Source organism: Streptomyces sp. NPDC004111 (genome assembly GCF_042874215.1).
GTDB lineage: Bacteria > Actinomycetota > Actinomycetes > Streptomycetales > Streptomycetaceae > Streptomyces.
The window spans coordinates 301,576-322,364 of the sequence record NZ_JBIAMU010000004.1 but is presented as its reverse complement, the minus strand read 5'-3'; the positions used below and the strand labels follow the sequence as shown (position 1 = coordinate 322,364).

Genomic DNA, 20,789 nt, shown 5'->3' with positions numbered 1-20,789 from the left:
AAGGTGAATTGATCGACCAACTCTGCCTGACGCAGAGCTGGCGCGACCGCACGGCGGCCTGTTTCCCTGCGCCAAGGGGACGCCTGGTATCTACCGCCGGTCCTGCGCAAGAGGACAGCTCTCGGCAGCTCCCGCACGCGCGCGTGCCCCTCGTACGGCTCCCGTACGCGGACCCACGGCGCGTGTGCGGGGAGCGCTACCAGGCGGCAGAAAGGCAAGGGCCGTGACGCACACGGTCACGACCGACACCTCCGAGGGCCACGGCGCGAAGGACTCCGGCCCGGAGGGCACCAAGCGTCCCGGTTACGGGCAGCTGCTCCGTACCCCCGGGGCATGGACGTTTCTCATTCCGGGCTTCCTGGCCAGGCAGCCCTTCGCGATGCTGACCATCGGCATCGTGCTCCTGGTGCAGCACACCACCGGTTCGTACGGCACCGCGGGCATCGTGGCCGCCGTGACCGGTGTCTCCATGGCGCTGTTCGCCCCGCAGAGCGGCAAGCTGGCCGACCGCTTCGGCCAGCGGGCCGTGCTGCTGCCGGGCGTCCTGCTGCACGCCGCGTCCGTCGGCGCACTCACCGCGCTCGCGCTCGCCGACGCCCCGCTGTGGGCGCTGTTCGTGGCGGCCGTACCGGCCGGTGCGTCGGTGCCGCAGGTCGGGCCCATGGTGCGGGCGCGCTGGGCGGCCAAGCTGGACGGCTCGCCACTGATGTCGACGGCCGCGGCCTTCGAGTCGGTGACCGACGAGTTCACCTTCGTGGTCGGCCCGGTGCTGGCCACCGCGCTGTGCACCGGCGTGCACCCGGCGGCCGGGCTGATCGCGGAGGCGACGCTCACCCTGGCGGGCGGCCTGTTCTTCGCCGCGCAGAAGCGCAGCCAGCCGGTACCGAGCCGCAGCGGCGGCGGCGCGCACGAGAAGCACGCCTCCGCGCTGTCCATCCCCGGTGTACGGGTGCTGGCGGTCGCCCTCCTGGGCATCGGCTCCGTCTTCGGCGGCATGCAGGTGTCGATGACCGCGTTCGCCGCGGAGGCCGGCAACCCGGGTATCAACGGTCTCCTGTACGGAATCTTCGCGGGCGGCAACATGCTGGCGGGCATCGTCTGCGGCACCGTCGCCTGGAAGATCGGCCCGCGCCGCCGGCTGCTGGCCGGTTACATCGGTCTGACGCTGTTCGCCTCGGGGCTGTGGGCCGTGCACTCGGCGCCACTGCTGGCCGGGCTCGGACTGCTGGTCGGCCTGTGCATCGCGCCCGCGCTGATCACCGGCTACACGATGGTCGAGACGCTGGTTCCGGCCACCGCCCGCACCGAGGCCTTCACCTGGCTGACGGGTGCGGTGGCGTTCGGGCAGGCCATGGCCGTGACGGTGGCCGGGCGGCTGACGGACGCCTTCGGTTCGTCCGCCGGATTCCTCGTGCCGCTGGGTGGCACGGCGCTGGCGCTGATCGTGCTGGTGACGCTGCGCTCGCGGCTGCTGCCGCCGTCGTCGGGACGGGTGGCGGCACGTGGTGTCGGTCACCGCGTGCCGGTCACGGTGGACTGATTCCGCGGAATACGTCACTATGGACCGTCGTTAGCACTCATCGAGTGAGAGTGCCAGGAGGATCAAGTGCCGACCTACCAGTACCAGTGCACCGCATGTGGCGAAGGCCTTGAGGCAGTGCAGAAGTTCACCGATGACGCACTGACCGTGTGCCCGAACTGCCAGGGGCGCCTGAAGAAGGTCTTCTCCGCGGTCGGCATCGTCTTCAAGGGCTCCGGTTTCTACCGGAACGACAGCCGTGGCTCCTCGTCGAGCAGCACGCCGGCGTCGTCGTCCTCGAAGTCGGGCGCTTCGTCCTCTTCGGGCGGTTCGGACTCCAAGCCCGCGGCGTCGTCGGCATCCTCGACGTCGTCCAGCGGGTCGTCCTCGTCGGCTTCGTCGTCGAGCTCGTCCAGCAGCTCCTCGGGGTCGTCCTCGGCTGCCTGAGTGCCTCAGTTTTCCCGGAGTCCCCGCCGTTCCTGACGGCGGGGACTCCGGCATTTGCGGGCGCGGCTAGGGTGACGGCCATGGTGAACGCAGAGATCGGCGTGATTGGCGGCTCGGGCTTCTACTCCTTCCTGGAGGATGTGACCGAGGTACAGGTGGACACCCCCTACGGCAGCCCCAGCGACTCGCTGTTCCTGGGCGAGATCGCGGGACGGAAGGTGGCGTTCCTCCCCCGGCACGGGCGCGGCCACCATCTGCCGCCGCACCGCATCAACTACCGGGCCAACCTGTGGGCGCTGCGCTCGGTGGGCGCGCGCCAGGTGCTGGGGCCGTGTGCGGTGGGCGGCCTGCGGGCGGAGTACGGGCCGGGCACGCTCCTCGTACCGGACCAGCTGGTGGACCGTACGAAGGCCAGGGCGCAGTCGTTCTACGACGGCGAGACGCCGGTGGGAGGGAAGCTGCCCGAGGTGGTGCACATGTCGTTCGCCGACCCGTACTGCCCCGAGGGGCGCAAGGTGGCGCTGGCCGCGGCGCGCGGGCGGGACTGGGAGCCGGTGGACGGCGGCACGCTGGTGGTCGTCGAGGGGCCGCGTTTCTCGACCCGCGCGGAATCGGTGTGGCATGCGTCGATGGGCTGGTCGGTGGTCGGCATGACCGGGCACCCGGAGGCGGTCCTCGCCCGCGAGCTGGGCCTCTGCTACACGTCGATGACGCTGGTCACGGACCTGGACGCGGGTGCGGAGACCGGTGAGGGCGTCTCGCACGAGGAGGTGCTGAAGGTGTTCGGCGCCAATGTGGACCGGCTTCGTACCGTGCTGTTCGACGCGGTGGCGGGACTGCCGGCCAACGCTTCGAGGGACTGCCTGTGTGCGCACGCGCTGGACGGCATCAAGACGGGCGTCGACCTGCCGTGAGCGGCGTGGCCGCCGTATATCCCCCGCCGGGGTGAGCGGGTTGTCCACAGGCTGAGGTCTGTCCACAGCCCTCAGCAGGATCATTGCCGGACGTGGATCGTGAGGGGTGCTCAGACCGAGCGCCCGTTGCGACCAGGTGGTGATGCTCCATGTCCCCGACCACTCCTTCCGTTCCCTCTCTGCCGCCGCTGCCGCAGGCCCTGCCCGCGCCCGAGCCGCAGGGGGTGCCGGAGTTCGCGCCGTTCCGGGTACGGGGCGGTGGCAGCTGGCACCGGCTACGGCGTGCGGTGCGGCGTCGGCGGCGGGTGATGGCGGCCGGGCTCGCGGTGACGGCCGCCGCACTGGCCGTGTCGGCGCCCCGTGGCCATGAGCGTCCGGTGGCGCTCACGGAGGCCGTTCAGGCCGCCGAACCGTCCGGGCGGGCGCTTCCGCGGGCGGCTCCGCGGGTCGAGCTGGTGTCGGCGCCGGTGCGGATCGCGGATGCGGCGACCGTGGGGTTGTTGCGTCCCGGGGACCGGGTCGATGTCATCGCCGCCGCCGACTCGCCCTCCGCTGGCGGGAGTTCCGCGACGCGGGTGGTGGCGGCTGGGGCGCGTGTGACGCAAGTGCCGGGCGGGCGGGAATCTTCCTCCGCCGACGGGGCACTTGTGGTGCTGTCCGTTCCACGGGCCACCGCCGCCCGACTGGTGGGGGCGGGCGCGACGTCACGTCTGGCGGTGACGCTGTGCTGACGTTTCGCGTGGTGCTTCGTCGTGTGCCGAATTGCACTGACGAACAGTGGGGTCACCGATACGAGTTGACGGATTGGACAGCGGCGACCCGTGCTGCCGTAGGTTTCGGAGGAATTTGCTCCGCCCCCTGCACATGCGAAAAGAGGCTCACTTGTGAGCAACGAGAAGACCAGCCTGCTGGAAGGCTTCAAGGCCTTCCTGATGCGCGGCAACGTGATCGATCTCGCGGTGGCCGTCGTCATCGGCGCCGCGTTCACGAACATCGTGAACTCGATCGTCAAGGGCGTGATCAATCCGCTCGTCGGCGCCTTCGGCACGAAGGACCTGGAGGGGTACAGCTCCTGCCTGAAGGGCACCTGCGCGAAGGGCGCGGACGGCACGATCGACGGCATTCAGATCATGTGGGGGTCGGTGCTCAGCGCGGTCCTGAGCTTCCTGATCACCGCGGCGGTCGTCTACTTCCTGATGGTGCTGCCGATGGCGAAGTACCTGGCCATGCGCGCCGCGAAGGAGAAGGCGAAGGAGGCCACCGAGGAAGTCATGGAGGCCACCGAGATCGAGGTGCTGAAGGAGATCAGGGACGCCCTGGTCGCGCAGCGCGGCTCGGGGCACAGCAACCCGTAGCGCCGCGGTTGCCGCTGTCGGATCAGATGTGGTGCGGCGGCTTCTCGTCGAGGAAGCGGGCGAGGTCCGTCGTGCCGCCGCTGGAGGTGGGCCGGTCGCCCCAGCCCCGGTCCGTGTCGTCCGACGACTGCTGGTCCAGCGGGTCGTCGAAGACCAGCTTGGGCTTGGGCCGCGCTTCCGGTTCGGGGCGGGCCGGGGCGGGGGCGGCGTGGTCGGAGGTGTTCATTCCTCCAGAGTACGGCGGTGACGCCCCCGGCCCGGCAGGGCCGACGGTCCGGTCAGCTGGGAGCCTCGGCGCCCTTGCGGGCGTAGAACCACCAGCAGACGACCAGGCACGTGACGTAGAACCCCACGAACACCCACAGGGAATTCACCACGGGGAAGTTCGCGAACATGGCGGGGATGAAGAAGAAGCCGTAGGCGGCGATGGCGGAGCTGAAGCCGGTGACCGCGCCCGATTCCATCTCGGACTGCTTGAGCGCCGCCGCCCTGGCCTCTTCGCCCTTGCCCTCCGCGTCCTTGAGGTGCTGGTCGCGGAAGATCACGGGGATCTGCCGGAAGGTGGAGCCGTTGCCCAGGCCGCAGAAGAGGAACGCGACCAGGAAGCCGGCGTAGAAGACCCAGAAGTTGCCGTTGTCGCCGCCGTGCGGGAGGGCGCTGATGACGACGACCAGCGCGATGCCCATGCCGACGAAGGACAGCATGGTGACGCGGGCGCCGCCCATCTTGTCCGAGAGCCAGCCGCCGCCCCAGCGGGCGAGCGCGCCGATGAACGGGCCGATCCAGGCGTACGTCGTCGCCGAGTAGTCCGGGTTGATCGGCGTGAACGTGGTGTTGATCAGGTTGGGCAGGGCCGCGGCGAAGCCGATGAAGGAGCCGAAGGTTCCGACGTACAGCCAGGTCATCAGCCAGTTGTGCTTCCGCTTGAAGATGATCTTCTGCTGGCTGAACGGGGCGGCCGCGGTCCTGAGGTCGTTCATCAGGAACCAGGCGAGCAGCGCCATGATGACCAGGAGCGGCACCCAGAGGAACGCGCCGTTCTGCAGCCAGACGTCCTCGCCGGTCTTCTTGCTCTTCAGCGGGCCGCCGGCCGGGGCGAACAGCACCGCGGCGGTGATGACCAGCGGGGCGACCAGTTGGACGACGGAGACTCCGAGGTTGCCGAGGCCACCGTTCATGCCGTTGGCGTTGCCCTTTTCCCGCTTGGGGAAGAAGAAGCCGATGTTCGCCATCGACGAGGCGAAGTTGGCTCCGCCCAGGCCGCAGACCGCGGCGATCAGGCACATCTCCCAGTACGGGGTGCTCGTGTCCTGGAGCGCGAAGCCGAGCCAGAGCATCGGGGCGATCAGGATGATCGTGGAGAACGCGGTGAACTTCCGCTCTCCGTAGATCGGCCCGATGAACGTGTAGAGGATCCGGAAGGTGCCGCCGGTGATGCCGGGGATGGCGGTCAGCCAGAAGAGCTGCGACTTGGAGTAGTCGAAGCCGACGTCGCCGAGCTTGACGACGGTGACCGACCAGACCTGCCAGACGACGAAGCCGAGCATCAGCGCGGGGACCGACACCCACAGGTTGCGCTTGGCGACCTTCTGGCCGGTGGTCCGCCAGAAGGTCTCGTCCTCGGGGCGCCAGTCGTTGATCGTCGTCCCGGGTCTGTACGTGTCGGTTCCCGGCCCGCTGCCGGGCCCTGCGGGGGTTGCTGTCGACATGGGAATCACCGGTCCTTGGGGTCGAGGAGCCAGAGGAGGAGGACGGCCAGGAAGGACAGACACAGGAAGCCCGCACCCCACCAGGCGGTACCGGTGTCGCCCTTCATCCACTCGTTGACGGTGATGGTCAGTGCCCAGAGCTGACCGATGACCACCGACAGGGCGAGCACCAGGCGGGCGGAGAGCTTGGCCGAGCGTTCCGGCTCCTGCTCGGTTCCCGCGCCCGGTCCGGGGCCGGTGTGACGGACCCGGGGGTCGCCGTAGCCGCTGGTGGGTCGGATCTGCGGGTAGCGCTCGTGGACCGGGCGGTTGAGGCGCGGCTCGGCGCTGCCGGGGTGGTAGTCGGGGCGGCGCGGTACTCCGGCGGCCGGGACGGGTTCCGGTGCGGAGTGCGGGCCCGGTCCGGGGCCGGGGTTCGGGGGCGGGGCCGGGGTGGTCATGTCTGCCTCCCCTGTCGGAGGGGCTCGGAGGGTGTCTTCGGGCGGGCGGCGGCGCCGGGGCAGCCGATGCGGGCCGCGAATTCGGGGCGTTCGTCGAGGATCTGGCGGCACAGGCCGGCTTCGACGCTCTCTCCGGAGCGGGTGGTGCCGATCGCCCAGATGCTGCCGTCGATCTCCTCGATGACGACCACCTTGGGCAGCCCGCGGGGCGGCGGGCCGGCGGTGACCTCGCCGGTTCGCGCGTCGAAGACGCCTTCGTGGCAGGGGCAGTAGAGCTCGCCCTCGGTGCCGCGTTCCTTGCGCCACAGGACGGCGCAGGCGAGGTGGGTGCAGACCGCCGAGTAGCCGACGAGGGAGCCGTCCTCCAGGCGGACGGCGACGGCGCGGTCCTCGTCTCCGGGGTAGCGGAAGGAGATCGACTCGCCAGGCGGCAGTCCGTCGGCGATGCGCTTGGCCTTCGGTACGCCGTCGCCCTCGGGTTCGCCGTGCCGGTGCAGCACTCCCCCGGCGACCGCCAGGCCGCCCACGGCGAGGCCGCCGGACACGGTGGCGACGATGCGCAGGTAGTCGCGCCGGGTGGTGAGGGAGTCGGCGCTGAGCCGGTCGTGGAGGGCGGCGCGTGCGTCGTCGCCGTTGGCTTCGCCGCCGCCCGGAGCGTCGGTTCCGGCAGCGCCGGCGGCGGTGTCGGTGGTTCCCGGTGGTGGGGGCTGGACGGTACTCATCGGACGTCGACTCCGTTCACCTCGACGACCGGGAGCCCGCCGGGCACCGGCCACTGGACCTTGTCGGCGGGGACGACCATCGCAACCCCGGTGGAGACCATCACGTCGCCGAACGCGAAGGAGTCGGCGACCTGGACGCCGGGGCGTTCGGCCTGGAGCTCTTCGAGGGTTCCGTAGAAGAGGGCACCGGTCGGGCAGACGGTGGCGCACATGGGGGCGAGGCCGTAGGCGGTGCGGTCGTAGCAGAGGTTGCACTTCATCTGCAGCTTGGCTTCGAGGTCGATCTTGGGGACGCCGAAGGGGCAGGCGTTGACGCAGTTGGCGCAGCCGATGCAGCGGGTGGTGTCGGCCTGCTGCACCACGCCGTCGGCGGTCACCAGGATCGCGTCGGCGGGGCACACCTCGGCGCAGGGCGCGACCGGGTCCTCGCAATGCATGCAGACCGTGGGGAGGGAGGCGACGGACTGGCCCGGGTCGGTGTAGTCGAGGTGGATCATCGACTTGCCGCGGTGCGAGTCGCATTCGCGGCAGGCGGAGACACAGGCCTGGCAGCCGATGCAGCGACCCGGATCAATGAAGATCGTTTTACCCATCATGGCTGGTCAGCTCCTCTCTTCTGCGGTTGCCCGGCCCTGTGGGGCGGTGGGCGGCAGGGGGTCGGTGCGGGACACCTGGGTCTCTGGGTACGCCTGGTGGCCGGGGGCCACCGGCGGCGCGGGCACCTCGTCGATGTGCTCGGCGGGCTCGATGCGGCAGGCGCAGACCTTGTACTCGGGGATCTTCGAGCGGGGGTCCAGGGCGTCGATGGTGAGGATGTTGGCGGCCGTCGGGGCGGGCCAGTGGTACGGGATGAAGAAGGTGTCGGGGCGGATCGCCTCCGTGACGAGTGCCGGGTGGACGGAGCTGCCGCGGCGGGTGACGACGCGTACCGGGTCGCCGTTGCGGAAGCCGTGCGAGGGGTGCACCTCCACCCAGGGGCGCGGGGTCTGTTCGACCAGTGCGCCGAGCCGGCGGGTCTGGTTGCCGGAGAGGAAGTGGGCGACGGTGCGGCCGGTGGTGAGCGACATGGGGAACTCGTCGTCGTACGGGTCCATCGGCAGGTGCCACTCGACGACCTGGAGGTGGATCTTGCCGTCGGGGTGGTACGTCCTGCCGTCCTCGAAGAGGCGGGGGGTGCCCGGGTGCGCGGTGTCCGGGCAGGGCCAGGCGATGCCGCCGGTGTCCTCCAGCCGCTCGTAGGTGATGCCGTAGTAGTCGTTGACGGTGCCGGCGGATGCGACGCGCAGTTCCTCGAAGACCTCGCGGGAGCCGGCGAAGGCGAACTTGTCGCCGGCGCCCAGGCGCTGGGCGAGCTGGCACAGCACCCAGGTGTCCGTGCGTACCCCGGCCGGGGGTTCCTGGGCCTTGTTGTGCTTGACGACGCGGGCCTCCGCGTTGGCCATCACGCCCTCGTCCTCGGCCCAGGTGGTGACGGGGAAGACGACGTGCGCGTTGGCGGCAGTCTCGGAGAGGAAGAAGTCGAACTGGGCGTGGAACTCGGTGGCGTCGTACCCCTCCTTGACCACTCGGTAGTTGGGGAGGGAGACGAAGGGGTTGTTGCAGACGCCGATGAGGCCGCGGATCTCGCCGCGCTGCATCTGCCAGACCATCTCCATCATGGAGGTGCCGGCGGGCGGCAGTTCGGACTCCTCGATGCCCCAGATCTCGCAGATCTGGCGGCGGTGCTCGTCGTTCATGATCGAGCGGCCGCCGGGCAGCATGTCGGACTTCTGGCCGTGTTCGCGGCCGCCCTGGCCGTTGCCCTGGCCGGTGATGGTGCCGTAGCCGGCGCCCGGTTTGCCGATGTTGCCGGTGGCGACGCACAGGTTGATGACGGACAGGCAGTTCTCGACGCCCTGCGAGTGGTGCTCGATGCCGCGGGCGTGCCAGGCCATCGCCTTGCCCGCGGTCGCGAACACGCGGGCGACCTGCTCGATCTGGGCGGCCGGGACGCCGCAGATCTCCGCGGAGCGCTCCGGCGGGTACTCGGCGACCTTCGCCTTCACCTCCTCCCAGCCGGTCGCGGACGCGGCCAGGTACGCCTCGTCGACGAGGTTCTCCCGTACGACGACGTGCAGGACGGCGTTGAAGAACGCCGAGTCCGTGCCGGGTTTGAGGGCGACGTGGATGTCGGCGGTGCGCGCGATGGCCGTCTCGCGGGGGTCGACGACGATCAGCGTCGCCCCGCGGTCGCGCGCGCCCCACAGGTACTGGGTCATCACCGGGAAGCACTCGCCGACGTTGGAGCCGGCGATGAGCAGGCAGTCGGTGAGGAGGATGTCGGAGAAGGGGTTGCCGGCGCGGTCGATGCCGAAGGCGAGTTTGTTGGCGCCTGCGGCGGAGACCATGCACAGGCGGCCGTTGTAGTCGACATGTCGGCTCTTGAGGGCGACCCTGGCGAACTTGCCGACCAGGTACGTCTTCTCCGAGAAGAGGCTCGCGCCGCCGAGCATGCCGAAGGCGTCGTTGCCGTACGTCTGCTGGATGCGGCGCACCTCGGAGGCGGTGAAGTCCAGGGCCTCCTCCCAGGAGACCTCCCGGAACTCCTCGTCGCGGGAGCGCCGCATCAGGGGCGCGGTCAGCCGGTCGGGGTGGTTGATCTGCTGGTAGGCGTTGATGCCCTTGGGGCACAGCCGCATCCGGTTGATGTCGTGGTTGCGGGGTTCGACGCCGAAGACCTTGCCGCCCTTGTCGACCCGCAGGTACATGCCGCACTGCACGCCGCAGAAGCAGCAGTGGGTGGGGACCAGGGTTTCGCCGTTCTGGTCGGCGTGCCACTGGTCTGCGGGGATGCCGCCCGCGTCGCGGAATCCGCGGGTGCCGGGCGGCGCGATGGAGGGGTCCAGCGGGATCCGCGGCCGACTGTGCGGCGCGGCCTGCTGGGCGGTGCGGGAGGCGGGCTGCGGAGCGGGCTGCGGGGACGTCACTTGAAGCCCTTCTTGACGTGCGAGAGGTAGGCGTTGCCGCGCAGTTCGCGCTTGCAGCGCGGGCAGTACTCGGCCCATTGGGCGAAGTCGAGCTTCAGGTCGCGCATGGTCGCTTCGAGGTTCTCGACGTACGGCGCGGTGTCGATCGGGGTGCCGCAGCGGCGGCAGTGGAAGACCTCGTCCTTCTGCCGGGCGGTGTACTTGAACAGCTGCATGCCGACGGCGGCCGGCCGCTGCACGATGTGGAAGAACTTCCCGAAGGGGATGTAGATGAGCGTGAAGACGACCGACACCATGTGCAGGATCGCGAGGAACTCGTAGCCGCCGCCGTGCAGGAAGATCGACGAGAAGGTCAGCAGCAGGCCGGTGACGGAGATGACGATGAGCGCGATGAGCGGCACCAGGTCGTAGGCGAAGCGCTGGCCGGTCATCGCGCCGCGGTCCTTCATCCGGCGCCACAGGAAGTACGAGGCGCCGGGGATGACCAGCACGGCGGCGATGTCCAGGCCGTGGAACATCAGCCAGCCGATGATGTTCGCGGAGTTGAAGCCGAGGACCTTGAAGCCCCAGATCCGCATCTCGTAGCCGGGGCCCGAGCCGGTGCCGGAGGTGAAGGTGAACCACCCCCAGGTGAGGGGGAAGGTGATCGCGGCGGCCAGGATGCAGCCCCAGAAGATGAGCTGGTGGGCGGCCCAGCGGGCGTGCGAGCGGGCGCCGAGGAACTTCTGGAAGCCGAGGTAGGTGGCGATCATCTTCGGCAGGGCGGTGGGTGCCTTGCGGAAGTTCTCCGCCGAGAAGAGGCTGCCCCAGCCCTTCTTGAAGAGGCGGCGGGCGCCGGGGGCGGAGACCCACACGGTGTAGCGGTAGGCGACGCCGAAGGCGAGGAAGACGGTGGCGACCGCGTACGGGAGCAGGGCGGAGTCGAAGTCCCTCAGCATCCGGCTGCCGAAGAAGATGGCGAGGATGAGCAGGAGGGACACGAGCGCCCCGGCGAGGGTGGCGCGGCGGGCCACGGAGGGGCCGGAGGGCGGGGCCGGGGTGGGTGCTGCCGCTGGCCCCGTGCCGTTCCGTTCCGCCACCCCGGCGGCCGCGCCGCCCGCGGCTGTGGCGGTGGCGCCCTCACCGTCGGGGCTGGGGGGCGGAGGGGGCGGGGGGAAGGTGGGAGGCTCGGTCACACGCCCAAATTAGGGCGAATGTGAAGGTTCTGCTGGTTGGGGGACTCAGATGGCGTACAAGCCGTGTGCCGTGAAGATCTCCCGCGCCGCGGCCACCTGCTCCGGCCCGGGGCTCGGCGTGTCGTGCAGGGTGAACTCCTTGCCGAGGGCCTCCCACTTCGCCTCGCCCAGCTTGTGGAAGGGCAGTACGTCCACCCGCGAGACCACCCCGAGGGAGGCGGCGTAGGCGGCGACGCCCTCGATGTTGGCCGGGTCGTCGGTCAGTCCGGGCACCAGCACGAAGCGGACGTGCACCTCCTTGCCCAGGGCGGCGAGGCGCTCGCCGAAGGCGAGGGTGGGCGCCAGTTCGCGGCTGGTGACCTTCCGGTAGGTCGCCGGGTCCCACGACTTGATGTCGAGCAGCACCAGGTCCACGTCGCGCAGCAGCGCGTCGGTGGCGCGGGCGCCGAGGTAGCCGGAGGTGTCGAGCGCGGTGTGCAGGCCGAGCTCGTGCTTGAAGCGGTGGAACAGCTCGCCCGCGAAGACCGGCTGGAGGAGGGGTTCGCCGCCGCTGATGGTGGCACCGCCGCCGGCCGCCCGGATGAACGTCGTGTACTTGGCGGCCTCCGCGACGATGTCGTCCGCCGCGTACCGCTTGCCGTTGCGCATCCGCATGGTGTCGGGGTTGTGGCAGTAGAGGCAGGCGAGCGGGCAGCCGGAGAGGAAGGTGACGAAGCGGGTGCCGGGCCCGTCGACGCCGGTGGACAGGTCCCAGGAGTGCACGGTTCCGCTGATCGGCCGCATGGTGGCGGCACCTGCCGGGGTGGCGCCCGCGGAAAGGGCCGGGGCGGTGGCTCTCACCGGAATGTCGGTTCCGAGCAGTACAGCGGTCATGGCAGGACCTCCTGGGAGGGAAGGCGGTAGGGGTTTCGTACGGCGCCGGGACCGGGTGCGGTCAGGGGGGACTGGTCCTGGCGCCGTACAGCTGGTGGGCTCCGGGCGGAGCCGGGGCTCCTAGAGGGAGCCGTGGAAGGTGCGGTTGATGACGTCGAGCTGCTGCTCGCGGGTCAGCCGCACGAAGTTCACCGCGTACCCGGAGACCCGGATGGTGAGCTGCGGGTAGTTCTCCGGGTGCTCCATGGCGTCCTCCAGCATCTTCTTGTCGAGCACGTTGACGTTCATGTGGAAGCCGTTGCTCGCCATGAAGCCGTCGAGCACGCCGGCCAGGTTGTCGACCCGCTCCTGGGCGGTGCGGCCGAGCGCGTCCGGGGTGATGGTGTTGGTCAGCGAGATGCCGTCCTCGGCGTCGTCGTACGGCAGCTTGGCGACCGACAGGGCGGAGGCGATGTAGCCGTGCTCGTCGCGTCCGTTCATCGGGTTGGCGCCCGGGGCGAACGGGGTGCCGGCGCGGCGGCCGTCGGGGGTGTTGCCGGTCTTCTTGCCGTAGACCACGTTCGAGGTGATCGTGAGCACGGACTGGGTGTGGACGGCGTCGCGGTACGTCGGGTGCTTGCGGATCTTCTTCATGAAGTCCTCGACGATGCGGCGGGCGATCTCGTCCGCGCGGTCGTCGTTGTTGCCGTACGCCGGGTACTCGCCCTCGATCTCGTAGTCGACGGCCAGACCGGTCTCGTCACGGATGACCTTGACCTTGGCGTGCTTGGCTGCCGACAGGGAGTCCGCGGCCACCGACAGACCGGCGATGCCGCACGCCATGGTGCGCAGGATCTCCTGGTCGTGCAGGGCCATCTCGATGCGCTCGTAGGCGTACTTGTCGTGCATGTAGTGGATGACGTTCAGGGCGTGCACGTACGTCTTGGCCAGCCACTCCAGCATCGCGTCGTAGCGCGTCGCCAGCTCCTCGTAGTCGAGGTACTCGCCGGTCATCGGCTCGAAGCCCTCGACGACGAGCTTGCCGGACTTCTCGTCCCGGCCGCCGTTGATCGCGTACAGCAGCGCCTTGGCGACGTTGACGCGGGCGCCGAAGAACTGCATCTGCTTGCCGACCGCCATGGCCGACACACAGCAGGCGATGGCGGTGTCGTCGCCGTACTTCGGGCGCATCAGCTCGTCGGACTCGAACTGGATCGCCGAGGTGTCGATGGCGACCTTCGACGCGTACTCCTTGAAGCCCTTGGGCAGGTGCTGCGACCAGAAGACCGTCAGGTTCGGCTCGGGGGCCGGGCCGAGGTTGTAGAGGGTCTGCAGGGCGCGGAAGGTCGTACGGGAGACCAGCGGGCGGCCGTCCTCGCCGATGCCGGCCATCGACCAGGTCACCCAGGTCGGGTCGCCGGAGTACAGCTCGTTGTACTCCGGGGTGCGCAGGAAGCGCACGATGCGCAGCTTGATGACGAAGTCGTCGATGAACTCCTGCGCCTGCTCCTCGGTGATGAGGCCCTTGTCGATGTCGCGCTGGAGGTAGATGTCGAGGAAGTTGTCGATGCGGCCGATCGACATGGCCGCGCCGTTCTGCTCCTTCACGGCGGCCAGGTAGGCGAAGTACAGCCACTGGACGGCCTCGCGGCCGGTGGTCGCCGGGCCGGAGATGTCGTAGCCGTAGGAGGCGGCCATCGACTTGAGTTCCTTGAGCGCCTTGATCTGCTCGGAGATCTCCTCGCGGTCGCGGATGACGTGCTCGGTGGCCCACTCCTCGCCGAGGCGCGCCTTGTCGGCCTCCTTGGCCGCGATCAGGCGGTCCACGCCGTACAGCGCGACGCGGCGGTAGTCGCCGATGATGCGGCCGCGGCCGTAGGCGTCGGGCAGGCCGGTGATGATGCCGGAGGAACGGCAGGCGCGGATCTCGGGGGTGTACGCGTCGAAGACGCCGTCGTTGTGGGTCTTGCGCAGGTGGGTGTAGATGTCGCGGACCTCGGGGTCGGCCTCGTAGCCGTACGCGTTGAGGGCGGTCTCCACCATGCGCCAGCCGCCGTTGGGCATGATCGCGCGCTTGAGGGCGCCGTCGGTCTGGAGGCCGACGATCAGGTCCTTGTCGGCGTCGATGTAGCCCGGGGCGAAGGCGTCGATGCGCGACGGGGTCTTCACGTCGACGTCGTAGATGCCCTTGGAGATCTCCTCGGGGAACATCGACAGGAGCTTCTCCCACACGGCGGTGGTGCGCTCGGTGGGGCCTGCAAGGAAGGCCGCGTCGCCCTCGTAGGGGGCGTAGTTCCGCTGGACGAAGTCGCGGACGTCGACCGCCTCGCGCCACGGGCCGTCCTGGAAACCGTCCCAGGCCGCCACGGCCTCCCCGGCTTCCCCGCCGACTGTCGCTTCCTGGGTCGCAGTCATGACCACACCTTTCGCTCGTGGCTCGCGTGACGCCTGTGCCGCGTCGCGAATTCCGCTTACTTCATTTGACTCCCGTACACGGCTTCCGGCAGCCCGCATTGGTCCTCAAAACGGGACCATAGGTCCCGACTTCCCTCTCCGAAGCCCTGGTTTAACCGCGCTGACCTGGTCTTTCGTGAAGGACCAAAGCCACATCTTCGCTCGTGAAAACTTTCACAATGTTTTCCCCCGAGGTAATGCGGAGCAACTCTCCGCCGCGTTCCGCGCGCGCCGCGTTGCCTCTTCTGGTCTCGTGTACACATGACCGAGAAGACCACCGTCGGCAGCGGCCTGCTGCGCCGGATGACGTCGCGCAGCCCCGACGAGGGACACCGCGCGGCCACCCCCCTGGAGCTGTTCTTCGACCTGTGCTTCGTCGTCGCCGTCGCCCAGGCGGGGGTGCGGCTGGTGCACGCGGTGGCCGAGGGGCACTTCGCGTCGGGCGTCGCCGGCTACTTCTTCGTCTTCTTCGCCATCTGGTGGGCGTGGATGAACTTCACCTGGTTCGCCTCCGCCTACGACAACGACGACGTGTTCTACCGGGTCGCCGTCCTGGTGCAGATCGCGGGCGTCCTGGTGCTGGCCGCCGGAGTGCCCCGCGCCTTCGACCACGGCAACTGGGCGGTCGCCATCGCCGGCTACGTGGTGATGCGCCTGTCGATGACCTGCCAGTGGCTGCGCGCGGCCCGGCACAACTCGGGTGCGGAACGGTCCATGGCGCTGACGTACGCCGCCGGGCTCACCGTCGTCCAGCTCGGCTGGCTCGCCCTGCTCCTCGTCCCGGCGGACGCACGCCCGTACCTCTTCGTGGTGCTGGCACTGGCCGAGCTGAGCGTGCCGCCGCTCGCCGAGCGGCGTTACCGCAGCTCCTGGCACCCGCACCACATCGCCGAGCGGTACGGGCTGTTCACCATCATCGTGCTCGGCGAGTCCCTCACCGCGGCGACCATCGCCGTGCAGAACGCGCTGGACGAGCACGACGAACTGGGCGAACTGCTGTCGATCGCGGGCGGCGGCCTGCTGATCGTCTTCGCCGCCTGGTGGATCTACTTCGCCAACCCCGCGCAGGAGCGGCTCACCTCCATGAAGCGGGCCCTCCAGTGGGGGTACGGCCACCTGTTCATCCTGGGGTCGGCGGCGGCGATCGGCGCCGGCATCGAGGTGGCGGTGGAACAGGTGACGGGCAAGGCCCACATCTCCGCCGTGGCGGCGACCGCCGCGGTGACCATCCCGACGGCGCTGTACCTGCTCACCGGCTGGTACCTGCAGGCCAGGCACTTCAAGCGGGACGCCGCCGAGCTGGCGCTGATGCCGGTGACGGTGTTCGTCGTGCTCGCGTGCACCTTCCTCGGCACCTGGGGAGTGCTCGCGGCGGGCCTCGTGATGGCACTGTCCGTGACGATCGGGACGCTGCTGTCCGCGCGGCCGGAGTCCGACACCCTGCGCAAGCCGCACCTGACGTGACCTGACGCGTCCGCGGCGACCGGCAGCCCGGCCCCGCTCCCCCGGCCTCCTGGGCCCCGGTCGGCGCGGAGGGCAGGGTTGTACGCCCGGGGCTCCCCGGTGTGCGGGGCGGGCTCGCGGAGACACCGTCCGCCGGTACTCCGATTCCGTACGCCCCCGCCGGGCGGCTTCGCCACGGCCGGCCGCCGCCGGGACTCCTGGCGCGCACCGCCGGGCGGCGGCCGACGGGTTCCGCGGCGCCCGCGGGCGCACCAGAACCGCCGCCCCGAACCTCCCCCCTCCCCCGGCAGCCCCGGCCCCGCCCGCCACTTCGGACAACTCCCGCACCGCCCGGCCCCCACACCCTCTCCGGCCACGGAACCAACCGCCGAACTGACCGAATTCCGGGCCGCTTTACGGGAACCTCCCGTACGCCGTCCTACGTTTTCACCAAACCGGGGCGCGATGTCAGACCCTTTGGCTACTTTGAGTGCAGGAAGCGTTACACGCGGCGACGGCCTGGAGAAGCCCTTGAACGATTCGGACGAGTACGAGAGCGACGGCCTCGAAACCACCGAGGACCACCTCGGGCTGCTCCTGGGCCGCGCGCTGAACTCCTTCGACCTGCCCGACGCGACCGTCGAGCGGCTCGAATCGGCGCTGGCGCACAGCTCCTCGCTGCGCTCCTCGCACCACAGCGCCGGGCTGCGCCGCGCCCTGCACCGGCACACCTTCCTGCTCACCGACGGCTCCTCCCTCACCCTCTGGGAGCTGGTGCACAACGCGGGCCGCGACCGCGGCATCGAGCACGAGCTGTACACCGGGATCGAGGAGGCGCGGCTGGCCGCCAACCGGCTGCCCGGCGCGGCCGGTTCGCGCGCCGACGACCTGCCGCTCTTCCCGGAGTACGCGGAAGGTCCCGACGCCATGGCGGAGCTGCTGGCCCAGCCGCGCAAGGAGGCCCGGCGGGCCTTCGTGCCGGACCGGTCCGCCGATCACGCGCGCCGGGTCCTGCGCCGCGCGGAGAACGCGGACCGGCCGGGCGAGGAGACGGCACGCCGGCTCGCGGACGCCCTGGCCCACGAGATCACGCAGGTCTACGGACGGCAGTACCGCATCAAGGACAGGGAGGTGGGATTCACGCTGTACGAGCACGCGTTCCTGCTGATGGACGGCAGCGAGGCCAGCGTGTGGGAGGTCGAGCACACGGCGACGCCCGACGGACGCCACATGTGCGAGGTCTACGACGCCCAGCAGACGGCCCGCCAGGCGATGGAGCTGCGCGGGCGGGTGTGCTGAGGCGGGCTTGGTACGCCGCGGCGGGGACGAGCGCACCGGGCCGGTCCCGTACGAGGCGGGCCAGTACGAGACTCGCCCCTGCGCGGCTTGCCCGTACGCGGCCGGTCCCCACGCGAGGAAGTCCCGCCCCGTCGTACTGACACGGGGCAGGACTTCCGCACGTACTCGCCTCGTTGGGCGGGCGGTGGGGCTCAGACCGTGGCCGCGGTCCGCTGCTCGGCCGGTGCGGCCGACGTGTCCCCGGCCGCGGTCGTCGTCGCGGCCTCGACGGGCTTCCTGCGCATCCCCTTGAACAGGATGACGAGGGCCGCGCTGACCGCCGTACCCGCGACGATCGCCACCAGGTAGAGCCACGGGTTGCCGATCAGCGGGACCACGAAGATGCCGCCGTGCGGGGCGCGCAGCGTGCTGCCGAACGCCATCGACAGTCCACCGGTGACCGCGCCGCCCGCCATCGCGGCGGGGATGACCCGCAGCGGGTCGGCCGCGGCGAACGGGATCGCGCCCTCGGTGATGAACGAGGCGCCCAGCACCCAGGCCGCCTTGCCGTTCTCCCGTTCGGTACGGGTGAAGAGCCGGCCGCGCACGGTCGTCGCGAGCGCCATGGCCAGCGGCGGGACCATGCCCGCGGCCATCGCGGCGGCCATCACCTTGAGGCTGCCGTCGTTCGGGGTGGCGAGACCGCCGACCGCGAAGGTGTACGCCACCTTGTTGAACGGGCCGCCCATGTCGAAGCACATCATCAGGCCCAGGACGATGCCCAGGATGATCGCGTTGCTGCCGGACAGACCGGACAGCCAGTCGGTGAGTGCCGTCTGCAGCTTGGCGATCGGCTCACCGATCACCAGGAACATCAGGAATCCCACGACGATCGAGGAGATCAGTGGGATCACCACCACCGGCATGATCCCGCGCAGCGCCGCCGGGACGCGCACCCGCTGGATGGCCATCACCACGGCGCCCGCGATCAGACCGGCGGCCAGACCGCCGAGGAAGCCCGCCTTGATCGAGACGGCGATCGACCCGCCGACGAAGCCGGGGACGAGTCCGGGCCGGTCGGCCATGCCGTAGGCGATGTATCCGGCGAGCACCGGCACCAGGAAGGAGAAGGCGAGGCCGCCGATCTGGAACATCAGCGCGGCCCAGCTGGTGCGGTCGCCCCAGGCGAAGTGCTCCATCACGGAGGGCGCCTTGTCGATCTGGTAGCCGCCGAGCGCGAAGCCGAGGGCGATCAGCAGACCGCCGGCCGCGACGAACGGCACCATGTAACTCACACCGCTCATCAGCCACTTGCGCAGCTTCGCGCCGTAGCCCTCCCCCGGCTCGCCCGCCTCTTCGACGGGGGTGCCCTTGGGGGCGGCGGAGGTGGTCTCGCCGCGGGCGGCCTTCTGCCGGGCCTCGGCGATCAGTTCGTGCGGCCGGTTGATGCCCGCCTTCACCCCGACGTCGACGGTCGGCTTGCCCGCGAACCGCTCGCGGTCCCGTACCGGCACGTCGTGCGCGAAGATCACCGCGTCGGCGGCGGCGATGACCGCGGGGTCGATGCGGGTGAAGCCGGAGGAGCCCTGCGGTTCGACGGTGAGTCGCACCCCGTCGCTGTTGCCCGCCTGTTCGAGGGCCTCGGCCGCCATGTAGGTGTGCGCGATGCCGGTGGGGCAGGAGGTGACGGCGACGATACGGAAGGGGGCTTCTGCGGCTGCTGCGGCATCGTCTGCGGCGGGGGCACCGCTCGGTGCGGACGCGGTTTCCGGGGCCGAGGTGGCCGCCGGGTCGGACGGGGCCGACGGGGCCGATGTGGCGTCCGCAGCCGTGGCGCCGGTGGCCGCGGGTGTCACGTCCTCCCCCGCCCCTGTCGCCTCTGCCGCCCCTGCCGTCGCGTTCCCCGCTGCCGCCGGCTCGTCGCCGCGGATCAGCGCGGCGGCATCCTCCGGCGTGCCCACGGCGCGCAGCGCGTCCGTGAACTCCGCGTTCATCAGCTGTCTGGCCAGGCTGGAGAGGATCGTCAGATGGGCGTCGTCCGCTCCGGCGGGGGCGGCGATCAGGAAGATCAGGTCGGCGGGCCCGTCCGTGGCGCCGAAGTCGACACCCGCGGCACTGCGGCCGAAGCCGAGCGTCGGTTCGGTGACGTGCGCGCTGCGGCAGTGCGGAATGCCGATGCCGCCCTCCAGGCCGGTCGGCATCTGTGCCTCCCGCGCGGCGACGTCGGCGAGGAACCCGTCCAGGTCGGTCACCCGGCCGAGCGCCACCATCCGGGTCGCGAGGAGGCGGGCGGCCTCCTCCTTGGTGTCAGCGGCCAGGTCGAGGTCGACCAGGTCCGCGGTGATCATCTGGCTCATCGCGGGCTCCTTCGCACGGATGGGAGGGCAGATACGGAAGGGGCGGCAGGGGAAAACGGTGCTGCGGACACAGCGGGTGGTGCGGGTTCGGGGGGTGCGTCCGCCGGCCGGGCGGGTGCGCGGGCGGCGGTCGTCGGGCGCGTCATGCGGCCGGTTCCGTCAGTACGCGGTCCAGCGGTACGTCGGCGGTGACGGTGACCGCCGCCGGGTCCAGGTCGGACGGGGTCGGCATCACACTACCGGGCAGCTGCACGGCGGCGGCCCCGTGCGCGACGGCCGACGCGAGAGCCCCGGGGCCCTCGCCGCCCGCCGCCAGGAACCCGGCGAGCGAGGCGTCGCCGGCGCCGACGTTGCTGCGTACGACCTCGACCGTGGCGGTCGCGAAGTGCACACCGGCGCCGTCCACCAGGAGCTGGCCGTCCGCGCCCAGGCTGGCGAGTACGGCGCCGGCGCCGAGCGCGCGCAGTTCCTCGGCGGCCTTGACGGCGTCGCCGACGGTCGTGAGGGGGCGGCCGACGGCTTCGGCGAGTTCCTCTGCGTTCGGCTTGACCACGTCGGGGCGTTCCCGCAGGGCGGCGAGGAGCGAGGGGCCGGAGGTGTCGAGGGCGATGCGGGCGCCCGCCGCGTGCGCGCGGGCGACCAGGTCGGCGTACCACTGCGGGGACAGGCCGCGCGGGAGGCTGCCGCAGCAGGCGATCCAGTCGGCGTCGGCCGAGTGGCCGCGGACGGCGGCGAGGAGGGACTCGGACTCGGCGGCGGAGAGTTCGGGGCCGGGTGCGTTGACCTTGGTCAGGGTGCCGTCGGGTTCGGCGATGCTGATGTTGGAGCGGGTCTGCCCGGACACCCGTACCGGTGCGACCTCGATGCGGTCGGCGGCGAGGAGTTCGGCGACGAGGGCGCCCGGGGCGCCGCCCAGCGGGAGGACCGCGACGGTGCGGTGGCCTGCGGCGGCCACGGCGCGCGAGACGTTGACGCCCTTGCCGCCGGGGTCCATGCGGTCGGTGGTGGCGCGCAGGACCTCGCCGCGCGTCAGGACGGGGACCTCGTAGGTGCGGTCGAGGCTGGGGTTGGGGGTGACGGTAAGGATCATCGTCGGCTCACTCGTGGTTTCGCTCGGGTGCCGGTCCGGGTTGGTCGGCGGGGTCGGCCGCGGTTCGC

18 protein-coding genes are annotated in these 20,789 nt (G+C 70.7%); 7 read left to right on the top strand and 11 right to left on the bottom strand.

Translation table 11 applies throughout. From position 1 onward, the window contains the following. Positions 1-313 precede the first annotated feature (313 nt). From ACFYVL_RS11165 to mscL, 5 genes are all read left to right on the top strand, one after another. A complete protein-coding gene (locus tag ACFYVL_RS11165; RefSeq protein WP_389243432.1) occupies positions 314-1,540 on the top strand; it encodes an MFS transporter in 1,227 nt (408 codons plus the stop codon). Between the two features lie 66 nt (positions 1,541-1,606). Beyond that, positions 1,607-1,966, top strand: a complete 360-nt coding sequence (locus tag ACFYVL_RS11160; protein ID WP_389243119.1) for an FmdB family zinc ribbon protein — start codon at positions 1,607-1,609, stop codon at positions 1,964-1,966. 80 nt (positions 1,967-2,046) lie between these two features. Next, positions 2,047-2,880, top strand: coding sequence for an S-methyl-5'-thioadenosine phosphorylase (locus ACFYVL_RS11155; protein ID WP_389243117.1), 834 nt, complete (start codon positions 2,047-2,049; stop codon positions 2,878-2,880). A 149-nt stretch (positions 2,881-3,029) separates the two neighbouring features. Beyond that, a complete protein-coding gene (locus ACFYVL_RS11150; protein WP_389243115.1) occupies positions 3,030-3,611 on the top strand; it encodes an RcpC/CpaB family pilus assembly protein in 582 nt (193 codons plus the stop codon). Between the two features lie 153 nt (positions 3,612-3,764). Next, positions 3,765-4,235, top strand: a complete 471-nt coding sequence (gene mscL, locus ACFYVL_RS11145; RefSeq protein ID WP_389243113.1) for a large conductance mechanosensitive channel protein MscL — start codon at positions 3,765-3,767, stop codon at positions 4,233-4,235. Positions 4,236-4,257: 22 nt separating this feature from the next. Here mscL and ACFYVL_RS11140 read toward each other — a convergent pair whose 3' ends face one another. The 9 genes from ACFYVL_RS11140 to pflB all read right to left on the bottom strand — a co-directional run bounded on the left by ACFYVL_RS11140 (position 4,258) and on the right by pflB (position 14,514). After that, positions 4,258-4,461 (bottom strand): hypothetical protein, encoded by a 204-nt coding sequence (locus ACFYVL_RS11140; protein WP_389243110.1) that lies wholly within the window; start codon positions 4,459-4,461, stop codon positions 4,258-4,260. Positions 4,462-4,513: 52 nt separating this feature from the next. Continuing rightward, complete coding sequence (locus ACFYVL_RS11135; protein ID WP_389243107.1) at positions 4,514-5,944, bottom strand: NarK family nitrate/nitrite MFS transporter; 1,431 nt, start codon at positions 5,942-5,944, stop codon at positions 4,514-4,516. Positions 5,945-5,949: 5 nt separating this feature from the next. Continuing rightward, positions 5,950-6,384: a hypothetical protein gene (locus tag ACFYVL_RS11130; protein ID WP_389243105.1), complete on the bottom strand. Its 435-nt coding sequence runs from the start codon at positions 6,382-6,384 to the stop codon at positions 5,950-5,952. Further along, positions 6,381-7,106, bottom strand: a complete 726-nt coding sequence (locus ACFYVL_RS11125; protein ID WP_389243103.1) for a Rieske (2Fe-2S) protein — start codon at positions 7,104-7,106, stop codon at positions 6,381-6,383. The genes ACFYVL_RS11130 and ACFYVL_RS11125 overlap by 4 nt, the downstream gene beginning before the upstream one ends. Continuing rightward, complete coding sequence (locus tag ACFYVL_RS11120; RefSeq protein WP_384342690.1) at positions 7,103-7,702, bottom strand: 4Fe-4S dicluster domain-containing protein; 600 nt, start codon at positions 7,700-7,702, stop codon at positions 7,103-7,105. The genes ACFYVL_RS11125 and ACFYVL_RS11120 overlap by 4 nt, the downstream gene beginning before the upstream one ends. A 6-nt stretch (positions 7,703-7,708) precedes the next feature. Next, on the bottom strand, positions 7,709-9,997 hold the full coding sequence (locus tag ACFYVL_RS11115; protein ID WP_389243430.1) for a molybdopterin oxidoreductase family protein: 2,289 nt from the start codon (positions 9,995-9,997) through the stop codon (positions 7,709-7,711). Between the two features lie 71 nt (positions 9,998-10,068). Next, positions 10,069-11,247, bottom strand: a complete 1,179-nt coding sequence (locus ACFYVL_RS11110) for an MFS transporter (protein ID WP_389243101.1) — start codon at positions 11,245-11,247, stop codon at positions 10,069-10,071. Between the two features lie 45 nt (positions 11,248-11,292). Further along, positions 11,293-12,120 (bottom strand): pyruvate formate-lyase-activating protein, encoded by an 828-nt coding sequence (pflA, locus tag ACFYVL_RS11105; RefSeq protein WP_389243099.1) that lies wholly within the window; start codon positions 12,118-12,120, stop codon positions 11,293-11,295. Between the two features lie 120 nt (positions 12,121-12,240). Then, on the bottom strand, positions 12,241-14,514 hold the full coding sequence (gene pflB / locus ACFYVL_RS11100) for a formate C-acetyltransferase (RefSeq protein ID WP_389243097.1): 2,274 nt from the start codon (positions 14,512-14,514) through the stop codon (positions 12,241-12,243). Between the two features lie 300 nt (positions 14,515-14,814). On the opposite strand from pflB, the gene ACFYVL_RS11095 reads away from it, so the two are divergent. Then, positions 14,815-16,017, top strand: coding sequence for a low temperature requirement protein A (locus ACFYVL_RS11095; RefSeq protein WP_389243095.1), 1,203 nt, complete (start codon positions 14,815-14,817; stop codon positions 16,015-16,017). Positions 16,018-16,527: 510 nt separating this feature from the next. Continuing rightward, positions 16,528-17,295 (top strand): DUF6227 family protein, encoded by a 768-nt coding sequence (locus ACFYVL_RS11090; RefSeq protein WP_389243093.1) that lies wholly within the window; start codon positions 16,528-16,530, stop codon positions 17,293-17,295. A gap of 191 nt (positions 17,296-17,486) precedes the next feature. Here ACFYVL_RS11090 and ACFYVL_RS11085 read toward each other — a convergent pair whose 3' ends face one another. Together ACFYVL_RS11085 and pfkB are read right to left on the bottom strand one after the other, a co-directional pair. Continuing rightward, positions 17,487-19,631 carry a fructose-specific PTS transporter subunit EIIC gene (locus tag ACFYVL_RS11085; protein WP_389243091.1) on the bottom strand — a complete coding sequence of 715 codons (2,145 nt, stop codon included), beginning with the start codon at positions 19,629-19,631 and terminating at the stop codon, positions 17,487-17,489. Positions 19,632-19,773: 142 nt separating this feature from the next. After that, positions 19,774-20,721: a 1-phosphofructokinase gene (gene pfkB / locus ACFYVL_RS11080; protein ID WP_389243089.1), complete on the bottom strand. Its 948-nt coding sequence runs from the start codon at positions 20,719-20,721 to the stop codon at positions 19,774-19,776. Positions 20,722-20,789: the final 68 nt, after the last annotated feature.